General features: G+C 69.6%; 15 protein-coding genes and 2 pseudogenes. 10 read left to right on the top strand and 7 right to left on the bottom strand.

The annotated features are described in order from the left end of the window. Positions 1-38 precede the first annotated feature (38 nt). From KBY19_RS29880 to KBY19_RS29855, 6 genes and pseudogenes are all read left to right on the top strand, one after another. Positions 39-1337, top strand: coding sequence for an MFS transporter (locus KBY19_RS29880; RefSeq protein ID WP_210967090.1), 1299 nt, complete (start codon positions 39-41; stop codon positions 1335-1337). A 46-nt stretch (positions 1338-1383) separates the two neighbouring features. Beyond that, positions 1384-1797, top strand: a complete 414-nt coding sequence (locus KBY19_RS29875) for a heme-binding protein (protein ID WP_185019195.1) — start codon at positions 1384-1386, stop codon at positions 1795-1797. A gap of 60 nt (positions 1798-1857) precedes the next feature. Beyond that, on the top strand, positions 1858-2682 hold the full coding sequence (locus KBY19_RS29870) for an aldo/keto reductase (RefSeq protein WP_210967089.1): 825 nt from the start codon (positions 1858-1860) through the stop codon (positions 2680-2682). Between the two features lie 163 nt (positions 2683-2845). Next, the gene (locus tag KBY19_RS29865) at positions 2846-3640 is read left to right on the top strand and encodes an SDR family NAD(P)-dependent oxidoreductase (RefSeq protein ID WP_210967088.1); all 795 of its coding nucleotides are present in this window, start codon (positions 2846-2848) and stop codon (positions 3638-3640) included. Positions 3641-4082: 442 nt separating this feature from the next. After that, a pseudogene (locus KBY19_RS29860) lies at positions 4083-4463 on the top strand (ArsR/SmtB family transcription factor); the annotation flags it as partial. A 203-nt stretch (positions 4464-4666) separates the two neighbouring features. Then, entirely contained in the window at positions 4667-5197 is a 531-nt protein-coding gene (locus KBY19_RS29855) for a GNAT family N-acetyltransferase (RefSeq protein WP_099886092.1), read from the top strand. A 702-nt stretch (positions 5198-5899) separates the two neighbouring features. Here the strand turns inward: KBY19_RS29855 and KBY19_RS29850 are convergent. Beyond that, the gene (locus tag KBY19_RS29850; RefSeq protein WP_099886091.1) at positions 5900-6685 is read right to left on the bottom strand and encodes a metalloregulator ArsR/SmtB family transcription factor; all 786 of its coding nucleotides are present in this window, start codon (positions 6683-6685) and stop codon (positions 5900-5902) included. 638 nt (positions 6686-7323) lie between these two features. Here KBY19_RS29850 and KBY19_RS29845 point away from each other — a divergent pair. Beyond that, positions 7324-7830: a DinB family protein gene (locus KBY19_RS29845; protein WP_099886090.1), complete on the top strand. Its 507-nt coding sequence runs from the start codon at positions 7324-7326 to the stop codon at positions 7828-7830. A gap of 96 nt (positions 7831-7926) precedes the next feature. Here KBY19_RS29845 and KBY19_RS29840 read toward each other — a convergent pair. From KBY19_RS29840 to KBY19_RS29830, 3 genes and pseudogenes are all read right to left on the bottom strand, one after another. Then, a pseudogene (locus tag KBY19_RS29840) lies at positions 7927-8013 on the bottom strand (IS5/IS1182 family transposase); the annotation flags it as partial. Between the two features lie 2 nt (positions 8014-8015). Then, positions 8016-8687: a response regulator transcription factor gene (locus tag KBY19_RS29835; protein WP_099886089.1), complete on the bottom strand. Its 672-nt coding sequence runs from the start codon at positions 8685-8687 to the stop codon at positions 8016-8018. Further along, positions 8684-9811 carry a sensor histidine kinase gene (locus KBY19_RS29830; RefSeq protein WP_185019191.1) on the bottom strand — a complete coding sequence of 376 codons (1128 nt, stop codon included), beginning with the start codon at positions 9809-9811 and terminating at the stop codon, positions 8684-8686. Before KBY19_RS29830 ends, KBY19_RS29835 begins: the two co-directional genes overlap by 4 nt. 232 nt (positions 9812-10043) lie before the next feature. On the opposite strand from KBY19_RS29830, the gene KBY19_RS29825 reads away from it, so the two are divergent. Next, positions 10044-10418 carry a DUF6223 family protein gene (locus tag KBY19_RS29825; protein WP_099886087.1) on the top strand — a complete coding sequence of 125 codons (375 nt, stop codon included), beginning with the start codon at positions 10044-10046 and terminating at the stop codon, positions 10416-10418. 364 nt (positions 10419-10782) lie between these two features. Beyond that, complete coding sequence (locus tag KBY19_RS29820; protein ID WP_099886086.1) at positions 10783-11487, top strand: hypothetical protein; 705 nt, start codon at positions 10783-10785, stop codon at positions 11485-11487. Between the two features lie 144 nt (positions 11488-11631). Here the strand turns inward: KBY19_RS29820 and KBY19_RS29815 are convergent, their stop codons facing one another. From KBY19_RS29815 to KBY19_RS29805, 3 genes are all read right to left on the bottom strand, one after another. Beyond that, on the bottom strand, positions 11632-12048 hold the full coding sequence (locus KBY19_RS29815; RefSeq protein ID WP_210967087.1) for a hypothetical protein: 417 nt from the start codon (positions 12046-12048) through the stop codon (positions 11632-11634). A gap of 546 nt (positions 12049-12594) precedes the next feature. Then, positions 12595-13218 carry an NAD(P)H oxidoreductase gene (locus KBY19_RS29810; protein WP_210967086.1) on the bottom strand — a complete coding sequence of 208 codons (624 nt, stop codon included), beginning with the start codon at positions 13216-13218 and terminating at the stop codon, positions 12595-12597. Further along, on the bottom strand, positions 13218-14231 hold the full coding sequence (locus KBY19_RS29805; RefSeq protein ID WP_210967085.1) for an NADP-dependent oxidoreductase: 1014 nt from the start codon (positions 14229-14231) through the stop codon (positions 13218-13220). Before KBY19_RS29805 ends, KBY19_RS29810 begins: the two co-directional genes overlap by 1 nt. Positions 14232-14378: 147 nt before the next feature. On the opposite strand from KBY19_RS29805, the gene KBY19_RS29800 reads away from it, so the two are divergent. After that, positions 14379-15394, top strand: a 1016-nt coding sequence (locus KBY19_RS29800) for an AfsR/SARP family transcriptional regulator (RefSeq protein WP_210967084.1), incomplete at its 3' end; no start/stop codon positions are given.

Here is a 15394-nt window from a genome sequence, read left to right as displayed (position 1 = left end):
CATCCCCTCCCCCCTTGCACCGTCAAAGGACCCTTGTCATGCCGCTCGCACTGCTGGCCCTGGCCATAGGCGCCTTCGGAATCGGCACCACGGAATTCGTGATCATGGGGCTGCTGCCCCAGGTCGGCGCGGATCTCGGGGTATCGGTTCCCACGGCCGGCCTCCTGGTCACCGGCTACGCCCTCGGCGTCATGATCGGCGCGCCGATCATGACCGTCCTGGGCACCAAGATCTCCCGCAAGAGCATGCTCATGCTGCTCATGGGCCTGTTCATCCTCGGCAATCTCGTCTCCGCCGTCGCCCCCGTCTTCGCCGTCATGCTGATCGGCCGGGTGGTGGCCTCGCTGGCCCACGGTGCCTTCTTCGGCATCGGCTCCGTCGTCGCCGCCGAACTGGTGGCGCCGGAGAAGAAGGCCGGCGCCATCTCGATGATGTTCACCGGCCTGACCGTGGCCAACGTCGTCGGCGTGCCCCTGGGTACGTTCGTGGGGCAGAGCGCGGGCTGGCGGGTGACCTTCGTGCTCGTCGCCGCGCTCGGTGTGCTCGGCCTGGCGGGCGTCGCCAAACTGGTGCCCGACATGCCCAAGCCGGAGGGCGTGCGGCTGCGGCACGAGGTCGCCGCCTTCAAGAACACCCAGGTCGTGCTGGCCATGGCCATGACGGTGCTCGGCTTCGGCGGCGTGTTCGCCGCGATCACCTACATCGCGCCGATGATGACCGACGTCGGCGGCTTCGCCGAGTCCTCCGTCACCTGGCTGATGGTGGTCTTCGGGCTCGGCATGGTGGCAGGCAACCTCATCGGCGGCCGGTTCGCCGACCGCAAGCTGATGCCGATGCTCTACACGGCCCTGGGCGGCCTGGCGCTGGTCCTGCTGCTGTTCACCTTCCTGGCCTCCGTCCAGGTCGCGGCCATCGCGGCCGTCTTCCTCATCGGCGCCCTCGGCTTCGCCACCGTCCCGCCGCTGCAGAAGCGGGTCCTGGACCACGCCCACGGCGCCCCCACGCTGGCCTCGGCGGCCAACATCGGCGCCTTCAACCTGGGCAACGCGCTGTCCGCCTGGCTCGGCGGCATGGTGATCTCCGCCGGTCTCGGCTACACCGCACCCAACGCCGTCGGCGCCGTCCTGGCCGCCGCCGCGCTGGTGCTGGCCGTGGTCTCGCACCGGATGGAACTGCGCCCCTCCCGCGGCGCGGCAAAGACCCCCGACCGCGAGTCCATCGGCCCCAGCGCCGATGCCGCAGGCCTCGCACCCGCGGATCTCGCCTCCGCCACGGCTGCCGGCCCGGCCGCCGACTCCGGCGCCCTTCCGGCCGTGGCGTGCACCGCCCGCTCCTGACCGCCGCGACAGGCGGACGTCCATCACCCACCGCAGGAAGTGACCCATGAGCACCACCGTGACCCCACTGACCACGGCCGACGCCGAGACCCTCATCGCCGCGGCCCGCCGCGCCACCGACGAGGCGGGAGTTCCCGTCAGCATCACCGTTCTCGACGCCGGCGGCCACCTGCTTGCATTCCGCCGCGATGAGCGCGCCGTGCTCATCTCCGGTGAGACCAGCACGGCCAAGGCCTACACCGCCCTGCAACTGAACGCACCGACCGCCGAGGTGGCCGACCTGGTCAAGCCGGGCGGGCCCTTCCACTCGCTGCCCACCGCGCTGAACAAGCCCCTGCTGTTCATCGCGGGCGGGGTGCCCGTCCACCGCGACGGCCAGCTCATCGGCGCCCTCGGGCTCGGCGGTGGCGCCCCCGAGCAGGACCACGGATTCGCCCAGGCCGCACTCCAGGCGCTCTGACCAGCACCGACCAGTACCCCAGCTCCCCAACTCCCCAGCACCACCGAAAGGCCCCCTCTCATGACCTCCATCCCGAACGTGACGCTCAACAACGGCGTGGTCATGCCGCAGCTCGGCTTCGGCGTCTTCCAGGTCCCCGACGAGGAGACCGCCCCAGCCGTCGCCGCCGCCCTCGAGGCCGGTTACCGCAGCATCGACACCGCCGCGGTCTACGGCAACGAGCGCGGCGTCGGCCAGGCCCTCAACGCCTCCGGCCTCCCCCGCGAGGACCTCTTCATCACGACCAAGCTGTGGAACGACGACCAGGGCAAGGACAAGGCCCTGGCCGCGTTCGACGCCTCCCTGGACAAGCTCGGCCTCGACTACGTCGACCTCTACCTGATCCACTGGCCCACCCCGGCCCGTGATCTGTACGTGGAGACCTACAAGGTGCTGGAGGAGGTCCTGGCGAGCGGGCGCACCCGCGCCATCGGTGTCTCGAACTTCCGGGTCCCCGACCTGCGGCGGCTGAAGGACAACACCGGTGTCACCCCGGCCGTCAACCAGATCGAGCTGCACCCCGCGCTCCAGCAGCACGAGCTGCGCGCCTTCCACGCCGAGCACGGCATCGCCACCGAGGCGTGGAGCCCGCTGGCCCAGGGCGCGGTCCTCAAGGACGAGCCGATCGTGAAGATCGCCGGATCGCACGGCGTGTCCCCGGCGCAGCTGGTGCTGCGCTGGCACCTGCAGAGCGGCAACATCGTGATCCCCAAGTCCGTCACCCCCGAGCGCATCCGGCAGAACCTCGACGTCTTCGGCTTCGAGCTGAGCGATGCCGACATGTCCGCCATCGCGGGCCTGGACCGCGGGCTGCGCACCGGTCCGGACCCCGACACCCTCAACTGACCACCACCCCGGACGCCCCGAGCGCCCGCCCCGCCCCCTGCGTCACGGGGACGGGCGCGCGGGGCACCTGCCGTATACCGGCATCGATATACGTACCGCGGCATCGACCTCCCTTCGGTATCGATGACGCACCGCCGCACACCCTCGACGAGGAGGAACCATCGTGCAGATCGACCTTTCCGGCCGCACCGCCCTGGTCACCGGCTCCACCCAGGGCATCGGATACGCCATCGCCGTCGGCCTCGCCCGCTCCGGAGCCCGGGTCGCCGTCAACGGCCGGGGCACGGAGCGCGTCACGGACGCGGTGGACCGGGTGCGCGCCGACTCCGGCAGCGACGACGTCATCCCCGCCGTGGGCGACCTGGCGACCGAGGAGGGTGCCGCTGCCGTATTGGAGGCGGTCCCCAGGGTCGACATCCTGGTCAACAATCTGGGCATCTTCGGCTCCGCCGCCCCGCTGGAGATCGACGACGCCGAGTGGCGCCGCTACTTCGAGGTGAACGTCCTCTCCGCCGTCCGGCTCATCCGCGCCTGTCTGCCCGACATGACGGAACGGGGCTGGGCCCGAATCCTCAACCTCGCCAGCGACTCGGCCGTGGTCGTCCCTGCCGAGATGATCCACTACGGCATGACCAAGACCTCGCTGCTCGCCGTCAGCCGCGGCTTCGCCAAGGAGGCGGCCGGTACGGGCGTAACGGTCAACTCCGTCATCGCCGGACCGACGCACACCGGCGGCGTCGAGGGCTTCGTCCGCGAGCTGGTCGGCGACGAGCTGCCCTGGGACGAGGCACAGCGCGAGTTCATGATCAAGCACCGTCCGCAGTCACTGATCCAGCGCCTCATCGAGCCCGAGGAGATCGCCCACCTGGTCGTCTACCTCTCCTCGCCCTTCGCGTCCGCGACCACCGGCGGCGCCCTGCGCGTCGACGGCGGCTACGTCGACTCGATCCTGCCCTGAGCGGCCCGGCACCCGCCGGTTCCTGGCACGCGGCCCGGTTCCCGGTTCCCCGGTTCCCGCCGGTGGCCGGGGCGTCCTTCGCCTGAGCCCGAGGACGCCCCGGCCACCGGCCGTTTCCATAGCGCACGACATCAGCACACGACGTCAGCGCACGACATTGCCGCCGTACGCGTTTAGTCAGCGTTTACATTTACCTGCGTCCGCAAATACCGTCGTACGCAAGAAAGGCTGCGCAGGACCCACGGGGAGGCACCGAGCGGCTCGCCACCACGTACGAAAAGGAACTCTCCTGATGAGCCTCACCCACCTGCTGCCCGGTTCGCTGGGCTTCGGTACCGCCCCCATGGGCAACATGTTCCGCGCCATCCCCGAGGACGAAGCGCAGGCCACCCTCCAGGCCCCGTTCCCCGTCACCGGCTACGCGCTGATCATGCTGGCTGCAGCACGGGTCTCGGGGTTTCTGGCCGCCCGCCCCCGCGTCATGGCCGCTCAGCGGTTCACGGCAGGCGGCCTCCTCGGCGCCTTCGCCGAGCCGAGTCGATCGGAGCCGGTATCGCGGGAAACGGTCGCACTGCGGTTGGAGGCACTCACCCATCCGGTACGACTGAGGCTGCTGCGCACCCTGGCCCACGGCCCGCACACCACCGGCGAGCTGGCCCACACCTGGGAACTTTCACTCCCGGAGGTGTCCCGCCACCTTGCCGTCCTGCGCCGCGCGGGCCTGCTCACGGCCCGGCGGCACGGTCGCTACCTCCGTCATACCCTCCATCTGCCCGACCTGACGGCGCTGGGCAGCGATCTGCTGGCAGCCATACTGCGCTGAGTAGCTTCGATGAGACGGGCCCAAATGGTCTCCACCCGGGTCGGGGCCGGCCGACAGAACGCGTCCCGGCAGCCCTCCCCGAGTCGCGTCGAGAGGGACTGAGACGTCCCTGAAGAGAAGGCACCGGCCGAGGCCTTGCAATCTCGGCAGTTCGTCGCCGATATTCGCTCGCCACCGCAGCGGGTGCTGTCCATACTGCGGCAATGGATCCGGTAATTCTCGAGACCGACCGCCTGGTGCTCAGAGCCTTCACCTCCGCCGACGTGGATGCGGTGTACGAGGCTTGCCAGGACGAGGAGATCCAGTTCTATACGCCGGTGCCGGTGCCGTACCGGCGTGCGGACGCCGAGAAGCGCATCGGTGAAGAGCTGCCCGCGGGCTGGAGCACAGACAAGAGCTACACCCTCGGGGCCTTCCGCAAGGACAGCGGCGCCCTGGTCGGATCGTACTGCCTGTTCATCGTCATGCCCGGCGTTTGGGAGATCGGCTACTGGGCGGTCAAAGAGCAGCGTGGCCACGGGTACTCGGTCGAGGCCGCCCGGGCGCTGTGCGACTGGGGCTGGGCCACCCTCGACGTTCACCGCATCGAATGGTGGGCCATGGTCGGGAACCTCGGATCCCGGGCCGTCGCCGAGAGGCTCGGCTTCACCGTCGAGGGAACCCTACGTAACCGCGCCATTGCCAACGACGGCAAGCCGCACGACTGGTGGATCGGCGGTCTGCTGAAACCCTGAGGCCAGGTGTCAGTTCGATCGGGGCGGACGCGTGGCCGACCCGATTCGTTCAGGTGATGCACTGACATTCTCCGGGTACGGGCTTGAATTGCTTCTGGGAAAGGCAGTGGAACAGGTGAGCGAGCCTGGCGTCGGCGTAGGGGATCCGGTGCCGGGCCGAGGCGAAGCCCACCAGGATCTGGGCGACCGCCAGACACAGCAATGCGCTGTCCGTGAGCGTCGGAGGTCACCCGATCCGGCGTCAAGGGGCCATATGGTCGTCGACGAACACGTACAGTGCCGCCAGAAGGGCGTCCAGGTCAGAAGTCATACTCAGGCCCGCAGGCGCCCTTCGCCATGGCTACGGTTCAGCACAGACATCGGCCTCCTTCACCCAGGCCGCCGCCATCCCGAGCCGGTCTGCCGGGACGAGCCATCGGCGCCTCTCGCGACGAGGTGATTGGGTAGCGCTCCAAGAAAGCGGCCCCTGCCCTGGCTGCTTACGCCTCACCTCGCCCGGCGTTCCGCGTTGGTTCCTGTGCTGAACCCCCGACCAGGCACCCGGTCCTCCCAGTTTCTGCTGGAAGGAGTCACGTCTTCTTCCGCCCGCCGTACGGAAGAACACGCCGTACGCCGTCAAAACCGACACGTCAGCCATCAGCCCATCGGAGAAGGGGCGCGTGCGGCGGCCGATCCCGTGGCGGCGGCCCGCCGGGGAGTGGGTCAGGCCTTCTCCAGAATCGTCTTCAGCTCCGACATCATCATGATCCAGCCGCCGCTGACCCCCTCGAGCATCTTGGAGTCGGCCGAGGTGAAGCCGTCGTGGGTGATGGTCAGCTTCACGCCCAGTTCCGGCTCCTCGGCGGGCTCGATGTCGAAGGTGACCTTCGAGCGCTCCTTGGCCGCCTCGGCGAACTCCGCGTCGCTCATGCCGAACATCTCCTGGTGCATCGGCTGCAGCGTGTGCCAGGTATACGCGAGCCGCTTGCCGGGCTCCGCCTCGGTGACAACCTGGCCGAGGTCCTGCGGATCGCCGCCCTCCTCGACCGGCCACAGCACCTTCGAACCGACCTTCCAGTCGGAGGAGGGCGCCCAGCCACCGTGGTACTGCTTCAGGAACTCCGGGCTGGTGAGCCCCTCCCAGAGTTTCTCGGGCGTGGTGTGGATGTAGATCGTATAGACGAACTCGGGCCTACTCATCGCCGTTCCTTCCAGGGCCTGCTTCAAATTGCTGAGCGCGGCCATCCGACCCCGCTCGTACTGGCCGATCCAGCGGTCGGCCATATCGTGGATGGGCACGGGATTGAGGTAGTGCAGCCTCTCCCGGCCGTGCCGGACCACCGTGATCAGACCCGCGTCCTCCAGCACCGACAGATGCTTGGACACCGCCTGCCGGGTCATCTCCAGCCCCGCACACAGTTCGAACAGGCTCTGCCCAGCCCTCTCGTTCAGCCGGTCCAGCAGCCGCCTCCGACTCGCGTGCGCGAGCGCCTTGAACACCTCGTCCATGCCATTCCACCCCCTCCCTCATCACATTGGCAACCAATTGGTTGCATGTCAAACAGGCGAGTGGCGCGTGATGTGACAGTCAGTTGTCATAACACCACGCAGAGATCACGACATTTACGCAGGGCGGGCCTTGCGTGGGATGAGTCGCCCGGCCATGCCAGGAAAGTGCGGCCCGTGACCTCGGCCGCACCAAGCCGGCCGTGCTCGCCAAGCAGCGGAACTCCCGCCGCCGAGGCAAAACCGTTGGATCACACACGTTCACACAACCGACGGTGCCTTCCCGGCGTCACCGGGGCGTTCGCATGCCCTGCCGCAGCGCCCCCTCGGGACCCCACTCCTGGCTGATCACTTGGCCGGTCAGATGAGAGGTGAGGTAGCCGGCGAGAGTGAAAGCGGCGGACAGCCAGTGCCATGAGCTCGCTCAGCAGGCCGAGTTCGGGAATGTCGACACACTGCTGCGGAGATGACCAGTGACGAAGACCGCTCCCAGGCTCATGCCGCTTTCGTGCATGGCGACGGCGACAGGCAAGCATGCCGAGGACATCGTGAGCGGCCTTCCGGCCTTCCTGGGCAGCCCAGGTTGGGTCCGTCGTCAAATACCTCGACATCGGTCGTGGTGATCGGGGACGCTTCGCACGATGACCAGAATCGACGACACGCCGCCCGCGTGGGACGAGCGCACCCAGCTCACCACGTTCCTCGACTACGCACGTGACACCGCCCGCGCCAAGTCCGAGGGCGTCTCTGCGGAGAACGCCCGCAAGGCGCTCCTGCCGGGCTCCCCTCTGATGACCATGAGTGGAGTGATCAACCACCTCCGCTGGGTCGAGTACTACTGGTTCCAGGTGGTCTTCCTCGGGGAGGAAGATCGGGGCCCCTGGACCGAGGAGGACCCCGACCGCGAGATGCGTATCGCTGTCGACTTCCCGCTCACACAGTTGCTCGACGAATACGCGGAACAGAGCGCCCGCTACCGGGAGCTGGTCGCCGGGAACGACCTGGACAAGCAGGCCCAGCGAGCTGTCCGCGACGGTCTCCACGTCGACCTGCGCTGGATCCTCCTGCACCTCACCGAGGAGACGGCCCGCCACAACGGCCACCTGGACATCATGCGCGAGATGCTCGACGGTACGACCGGCGACTAGATCCGGCGGAGATCATGGTCGGAGCCGGAGCCGGATCCGGCCGGGTTGGGCCGGATCCGGCCGGATTGGGTCGGGTCGGGTCGGGTCGACGGTGCCGGGGACGGTGTTCTTGATCTGGCGTCGTCGCAGGTGGCGGCTGTTTCGACGGGAGGAGTACGCCTTGTCGCCGCCGAGATGGTCGGGCGTCAGGAGCTGCGCGGAGTGATCGGAGTGACCAGCCCGGTTTCGTAGGCGAGGACCACGAGCTGGGCGCGGTCGCGGGCGTGGAGCTTGGCCATCGCCCGGTTGATGTGGGTCTTGGCAGTCGCCGGGCTGATGACCAGGCGGCCGGCGATCTCGTCGTTGGACAGACCGCGTGCGGCCAGGGCGACCGTCTCGCGTTCGCGGCTGGTCAGCTCCTCCGGCCCGCTGCCGATGCGGGCGGGCGGCGGCTGGGTGACGTATCGATCGATGAGCTTGCGGGTGATGGTGGGTGCGAGCAGGGCGTCGCCGCGGGCGGCGACGCGTACGGCGTGCAGGAAGTCCTCCGGCAGGATGTCCTTGACCAGGAAGCCGGCGGCGCCGGCGCGCAGCGCGTCGAAGACGTACTCGTCCATGCCGTAGTTGGTCAGCATGACGACGTGTACGTCGGCCAGGGTCGGGTCCGCGGCGATGCGCCGGGTCGCTTCGATGCCGTCCATGAGGGGCATCTGGATATCGATGAGAGCGACATCGGGCAGCCGTTCCTTGACGAGGGCCAAGCCCTCTTGGCCATCGGCGGCCTCGGCCACCACCTCGATGTCGTCCTCGAGGTCGAGCAGCGCGCGGAAGCCGCTGCGGATGAGGGGCTGGTCATCGACCAGCAGGACCCGGATCACGATGCTCCGTCCGTGGGGAGTTCGGCCTGGACAGTGAAGCCGCCCGCGCTGCGCGGCTCGGTGCGCAGGCGGCCTCCCAGTGCCGTGACGCGTTCGCGCATGCCGAGCAGCCCGAGCCCGGGCGCCGGTGCGGGATGCAAGGTGGCCTTTCCGTTGTCGTCGACGCGGATGGCGAGAGTGCCCGGCCGGTGGTCGATGAGCACTGAGGCCGTGGTTGCCGCGGCGTGCCGGGCGACGTTGGTGAGGGATTCCTGAACGATCCGGTACGCGGTACGGCTCACCGCGGCGGGCACGTCGTGCGGGTGTCCTTCTATCGTCAGCGTCACGTCCAAGCCGGTCCCTTGGAACCGCTTCACCATGTCGGGGATGTGGCCGAGTCCGTGCGGTGGAGTGGTGTCGTCGTCGCGCAGCGCCTCGAGGGTCGCGCGCAGCTCCCGGCTCGCCTCCCGGCCGGCTCCCTGGATCGCGAGCAGCGCCTCCGGCACCTGTTCGCCGCGGCGCCGGGCCACGTGGACAGCAACTTCCGACTGCACCTTGATGACCGAGATCTGGTGGGTGAGCGCGTCGTGGAGCTCCCGCGCGATGCGCAGCCGCTCCTCGTCGGCCCGGCGCCTGGCGGTCTCCTCGCGGGTGCGCTCGGCTTCGTCTGCCCGGTGTTCGGCCTGCCGCACGGCCTCCCCTGCGGCGTACGCAGCGACAAGCCAGGCGAGTTCAAGGGTGTTCCGAGCCTGCCCCACGACCTCGCGCAAGGACCCGGCATGAAGGTCCAGGGCCACGAGGTGGAGCACGACCAGCAGGCCCACGGAGACGGCCAGCGTGCTGGCCCGGTGCCCGGCGCGTACTGCGCCATAGACCGCGACCAGGTACGAGACGGCCAGCACCTCGAACCCGGCTCTCAGGTAGCCCGCCGCGCACAGCCCGGTGACGACCAGGACCACGAGCGGCGCCCGGCGGCGCGCGGCCAGCGTCAGACCGCCGGCGGCCAGCAGCGCGGAGCCGAGCAGCTCGGGCCCCCCGGACGGATGCGGCCCGGACAGCCCGGCGCTCAGCAGCAGCGCCGCCACGCCCAAGGCGGTCACCCAGTCGGTGACTCCGGCCGGGACAGCGAACCGTCCGTTGTTCATGGGTGCACCGTAGCCGGACGCGGTTGTGGGCGAGTCCGGCTCCTGGACGAGCGCTTGGCTACCGCGTACGCGGTACCGGCACTCCCCCCTGCCGCCGCCGCGGTATCCGGATCCCGCGGCGGTGGCAGAGGGGAGTGCCTGCATCCGCTGGACGACAGGCGGGAGGGGCGACGCGCATGCTCACACGGCACATGGAACTTCGGATGCGGCAAGCGAGAAGAAGGAGAGCAGTATGAGCGCTTCAGCGGCACTGATGGCGGCTGCCGAGGGTGGGGTCATCGGCGACGGGCGAACAGGCGCCAACCTGGCCCTCGGAGTGGGGGCGCTCGGGCTGGCCATCGGCTGGCTGGCCGTGGCCCGCGTCGGCCGCCGGATCAGCACCGGAAACGCGCGCGCCGGCGGGTCGGCGGCCATCGCGGTCGGAACGGTCGGCGTGGTTCTCGCGGTGCTGCACCTGGCCACCGCCAGCGGCGGTCCGGGCACCGGCAACGGACTCGTCGGCGCGATCGTGGCCGTCCCGCTGGGGCTGGGCGCCGTGCTCCTCGGCCGCCGGGCTCTGACCCGCTGCCACCGCGCCGGTCGGCCCGCCGACCGGGTGACTGGCTGACCGGCACCCGTCTACGACGTGCGTGCGGCCACCGCGCGCCGTACCCGTAGGCGGCGACACCGACGGCCGGCACCGCGCCCCGGAGCCCGTCGCCTCCAGGTGAGCGAGTCCCGGTCGGACACACCCCCTTCGTCACGGGTCGAACATCGGCTTCGGCGTGAGCTTGAGGTCGTTCTTCCTGTGACGGGGCGGGGTGATCTGAGCGCCGTCTGCCGCCGCATGGACGAGGGACTGCTGCCCGATACCAAGCCGTCATCGAAGAAGTCCGCAACTCACCAACCGAACCGCATGAGAGCCCATACGCTGCACGGGCGGACGCAAGAAGAAGCCAACAGTCCCCACAACACACCCCGAGGAGAGCCAGATGGCGGTGTATGTCAGCAGCGAGATCCTCGAACACATCTCAGAGGCCGAGGCGGGCCGGCACGCCCGCACTCGCACCTACACCTGCGGCGCATGCTCCGCGGTCAGCGACGCGAGCACCGAACCGGGCGTCGCGGTCCTCTCTGTCAGCCCCGAGATGTCGCAGCTGAGCACCGTCCATGAACGGTGTGTACCCCCTCAGGTGGTCCGCCGCTGTCCCAGCGGAAGCCTGGGGATGTCCACAAGTACTGACCTCGTTTCCCGGGCCATCACCATTCCCGCCCCCGGCGGCAACCGACCCGCCCTTCTGTTGGCCTGGGAAGAGTCCGTCACGCTACTGGCCCCTTCCCCTTCAGCCGACGATGTTCCGTTCTCACCGGTACAGCGGTTCCTCATCGACCAAGGTCTGCACCGGTTCTTCGCCCTGGGCAAGCGCCCTCCGGAGTCGCCCGGCTGGCTTGTGCGGCAAGGCCCAGCCGATGCCCTCCAGATCGACGGACCCGGACACCGGCAGCTCGAGGACGGCCGCATGACCGCCCCTGCCGCCTGGCGGTCGCTGGTCGCAGAGGCTGGTGAGGTGACGCTGCTGGTGGGCCAACTCGACCACGAGACCCTGTACGCCAACCAGCCGTCATGGACGGCGTACGGACAGGCACTACGCGGAGGGCGCCTGGTGGCCGGGACCGTCAAGGTCACGCTCCTTTGAACAGATGCGCAGCTGTGTCCCTTCCCCGGTGCGCTCCGCTGAGGATTTCTCAGCGCGAGTTGAGACGCGGTGCCCCCAAGCCGCCGCACGCTGAGGCGTCCGCCGGACATCGAACGTGGTCGACGCCGTCAGAAGAGACGCAGCCTAGCTCCAGTCGACCGTGAGGCCATCGCGCTCGAAGGTCTCCTCGACACCGGCCCAGTCCTCCACCCACTCATTTGCGCAATTGACGCTCATGTCGATGTCGTCGGCGATGCGGATCACGACACCTGTGGACTCCCCGGGCTCCTCCTCCCCTCCCGGCAGGTCACACATCTTGTCGACCCGGATGTGGCGGCCCCGGTTCCTGCCGGACGCGATGCGTCCCACCACGCCGAAACGGGGTGTGACGCCCGCATACTTCGCGATGATGCCGGAACGGTCCGGCACCGCTGCCACCTGAAGACGGTCCGCCGGGACCGAGAAGTGCAGGTCCACTGGGACGCGGCGGCCGAACAGCTCAACCAGAGCCTTGGCCCGCATCGAACCGATCGGCTCTGTGATCACTGCCTGCAGCGTCATGAACGGGCCGTCAGTGATGGTGACGACGGCTCCACGTCCAATGGATGGGCCGGGCACAGCCGCTTCTCCTCCTACGCAAGCGAGCGTTGTTCGCCCGGGCAGCGTACCGGGGCGCCCCGACACAGCAGGGCCCTGCCGGGCACCGGGCTCACATCTCAACGTGCTGCACACCGCCAGTGGGCGAAAGCAACCGCAGGCGAGAGCACCGGCATCGGGATCGGGTCGCAAGAACCCGCACCTTCTCCTCGCGGCCCCCTGGCCTTCGGCACCGAGCCGGTACCACGCTGCGCCCCGCGAGATCACAGGAGGTCGGTCGTGTCGTCGGGCGGCAGGGCAGCAGGGCGGCAAAGGGGCGGTGGGTGAAGACGCGCCGCCTGGCGTTGCCGGGCGACCACCACGGCGCCCGTGTCACGACCGCCCAGAAGCCTTCCTCACCCTGCGAGGGCTCGAAGCGACAGCCCGGGGCCGGCCCAGCACCTGCGGCCGGCCCCCTGCCGATCAGCAGAGCCAGAGTCCGGAGCACTGTCAGGAGACGCCGGAGCACTGTCAGGTGCCGCCCGTTCGCACCGGCGGCAGCACCTCGTCGAGCGCCGGGTCCACTGTGTTCAGGGCCTGTTGGCCGGCGGTCAGTGATTCGTACACGAAGTGCACCACCGCGTCATCGATGCCGCAGAAGCCCGAGATGCCCTCCCGCAGGGTGCGGGAGACCACCTCGTCCCAGCCGAGTTCGGTGAACTGCTCGCGTCCGTAGCTGACCAGGCTGAGCCAGAGCATCCGCTTGCCGTGCAGCCGCGGTCGGCTGCCGCCGTAGGCGAGGCCGTGGTTCCACACGCGGTCGATCCAGCCCTTGAGGACGGCGGGGAGGCCGAACCACCACAGCGGGAAGACCACCACGATCACATCGGCCGCCTCCACGCGGGCCATGTGGGCGTGGACCTGGGGTGAGTACGACTTGTCCGGGTCTGCCCAGTCCGGCTCGTCCGCCGGAGTCATCCGGGGGTCGAAGTCCTCCGCGTGCAGATCGAGGAGGTCGACACCGAAGCCGTCGCGCGTCAGCCGCTGCTTGGCCCGGTCGGCGAGTTGGGCGGTCAGCGAATCCGCGCGAGGGTGGGCGAGGACCAGCAGGGCGCGCGGGGAGTGCGCGGTGGTCAGCGGGGAGCGCGGGGCCATCAGTTGCTCTCCAACCGGACGAGCATCTTGCCCGTGTTGGCGCCGCGCAGCACGCCCAGGAATGCCTCGGGGGCCTGCTCGATCCCCTCGGCGACGGTCTGCTCCGTACGCAGCGTGCCGTCTGCCAGCCAGCCCGCCGCCTTGCCGGTCCACTCCGGGAAGAGGTCGAAGTGGCTGGTGACGAGCATGCCGCGCAGGGTGACCTCGTGTGTGGCGGCGCGGAAGAGGTTGTCGGGTCCGGGCACGGGCGCCGTGGCGTTGTAGCCACTGATCGCACCGACCATGGCGATCCGTCCGCCGGGGCGTATCGCGCCGATGGCTGCCTGCAGGTGGTCGCCGCCCACCGCGTCGAGGTAGACGTCGATCCCGTCGGGTGCCGCCTGTGCGAGCTGCTCGTCCAGGTTTCCCAGCCGGTGGTCGACGGCCGCGTCGAAGCCGAACACGTCGAGGAGTTTCTTCGTCTTCTCCGGGCCGCCGGCCGAGCCGATCACTCGTGCCGCTCCCAGCTTCCGGGCCAGCTGTCCGGCCACGCTGCCGACCGCGCCGGCTGCGGCCGAGACGAAGACGACGTCCTTCTCGCGGACCGGAGCGGTTCGGGTCAGCGCGGCGTAGGCGGTCAGACCGGTGGTGCCGAGGGGGCCGAGATATGCCGTCGGCGGGGCGATCGTGGTGTCGACGACGGTGGCTGCCGTCGCGTCCAGGACGGCGTACTCGCGCCAGCCCAGGAAGTGCGAGACGGCCGCTCCGACCGGCACGGAGGCTGCGCGGGAGGCGATCACTTCACCGACGGCGCTGCCTTCCAGGGCACCGCCGAGCTCGAACGGCGGGATGTAGGAGGGTGCGTCGTCCATCCGGCCGCGCATGTACGGGTCGACGGACATCCAGGTGTTGCGGACCAGGATCTGCCCCTCGCCGGGGTCGGGCAATTCGGTGCGGGCCAGTGTGAAGTTCTCACGCACCGGCTCCCCTACGGGACGCGAGGCAAGTCGGATTTCACGAGATGAGACGGACATGGGACTACCTCCGGGCAATGTGTGCGACGGGTTTTCATGACCTGCTGACGGGTCTTGATGACCTGCTGTGGCCACGGACAGCACAGTGCCCGGGCCCACGCACGAACTGCTGACACACCACGCACGGACACCGGTTAACGTGCTCACATGCGATTCGAGGTGCTGGGGTCCGTCACGGTCCGTACAGCTGACGGAGCCCCGGTTGCCGTGCCCGAAGGCAAGGTCCGCGCGCTGCTGGCCGATCTGCTGGTGCACCTCGGTCGGCCGGTGCCGGTGGACCGGCTCATCGACGACCTGTGGGGCGACGAGACGCCCGGCAACCCCGGTAACACTCTGCAGACCAAGGTCTCGCAGTTGCGCCGGGTACTGACGAGGTCCGAACCCGACGCCCGCGACCTGATCACGTACGGGGCGGCGGGCTACGCGCTCCGGGCTCCCGACGACGCGGTGGACGCGGGCCGGTTCGCCGAGTTGATCACCCGTGCGCGGCGGTTGTCCGAGCCGCGGGCCCGGGTCGCGCTGCTGGCGGAGGCACTGGAGCTTTGGCGCGGGGAAGCGTACGCCGACTTCCGTGACGCCCCCTTCGCGCAGGCCACGATCGCCCACCTGGAGGAGCAGCGCCTGACGGCACAGGAGGAGCTGGCCGAGCTCCGCCTTGATCTGGGGGAAAGTGCCGCACTGGCCGACGAGTTGGCGTCCCTCGCTGCCGCCCACCCGTTGCGTCAGCGGCTGTGGGCGAGCCTGATGCGGGCCCTCTATCGTTCCGGGCGGCAGAGCGAGGCGCTCACGGCCTACCGCGAACTGCAGCGGCGCTTCGCCGAGGAGCTGGGCATCGACCCGGGGCCCGAGCTGGCTGCCCTGCACGAGGCCATCCTGCGCCAGGACCCCGCACTGGCGCCCGTGCCGGCTGCCCCCTCCGTGCCACGCTCCGTGTCCATATCGCCTCCCGCGTCCGCCGCACCACCGCCGTCCGAGCCCCCGAGGGGGGCGTCGGCGCCGCAGCGTGCCGGAGTGCCCGCGCCGCTGAGTTCACTCGTCGGCCGTCGGGAGACCATTCCGCGGCTGTGCGCGCTGGTCGAGTCCGCCCGGCTGGTCACCCTCACCGGGCCCGGTGGGGTCGGCAAGACCCGGTTCGCGTTGGCGGCGGCGTCCCGGCTGGCGGA

The sequence above is a fragment of the Streptomyces sp. B15 genome (genome assembly GCF_018070605.1).
Taxonomy (GTDB): domain Bacteria; phylum Actinomycetota; class Actinomycetes; order Streptomycetales; family Streptomycetaceae; genus Streptomyces; species Streptomyces smyrnaeus.
Note: the sequence above shows the minus strand (reverse complement) of the source record. Positions and strands in the feature narration are given on the sequence as shown.

Excerpts from the sequence above, each read along its gene's own strand:
- KBY19_RS29880 (WP_210967090.1), top strand. The coding sequence starts at position 39 with ATGCCGCTCGCACTGCTGGCCCTGGCCATAGGCGCCTTCGGAATCGGC.
- KBY19_RS29875 (WP_185019195.1), top strand. The coding sequence starts at position 1,384 with ATGAGCACCACCGTGACCCCACTGACCACGGCCGACGCCGAGACCCTC.
- KBY19_RS29870 (WP_210967089.1), top strand. The coding sequence starts at position 1,858 with ATGACCTCCATCCCGAACGTGACGCTCAACAACGGCGTGGTCATGCCG.
- KBY19_RS29855 (WP_099886092.1), top strand. The coding sequence starts at position 4,667 with ATGGATCCGGTAATTCTCGAGACCGACCGCCTGGTGCTCAGAGCCTTC.
- KBY19_RS29850 (WP_099886091.1), bottom strand. The coding sequence starts at position 6,685 with ATGGACGAGGTGTTCAAGGCGCTCGCGCACGCGAGTCGGAGGCGGCTG.
- KBY19_RS29845 (WP_099886090.1), top strand. The coding sequence starts at position 7,324 with ATGACCAGAATCGACGACACGCCGCCCGCGTGGGACGAGCGCACCCAG.
- KBY19_RS29830 (WP_185019191.1), bottom strand. The coding sequence starts at position 9,811 with ATGAACAACGGACGGTTCGCTGTCCCGGCCGGAGTCACCGACTGGGTG.
- KBY19_RS29825 (WP_099886087.1), top strand. The coding sequence starts at position 10,044 with ATGAGCGCTTCAGCGGCACTGATGGCGGCTGCCGAGGGTGGGGTCATC.
- KBY19_RS29820 (WP_099886086.1), top strand. The coding sequence starts at position 10,783 with ATGGCGGTGTATGTCAGCAGCGAGATCCTCGAACACATCTCAGAGGCC.
- KBY19_RS29815 (WP_210967087.1), bottom strand. The coding sequence starts at position 12,048 with ATGACGCTGCAGGCAGTGATCACAGAGCCGATCGGTTCGATGCGGGCC.
- KBY19_RS29810 (WP_210967086.1), bottom strand. The coding sequence starts at position 13,218 with ATGGCCCCGCGCTCCCCGCTGACCACCGCGCACTCCCCGCGCGCCCTG.
- KBY19_RS29805 (WP_210967085.1), bottom strand. The coding sequence starts at position 14,231 with ATGTCCGTCTCATCTCGTGAAATCCGACTTGCCTCGCGTCCCGTAGGG.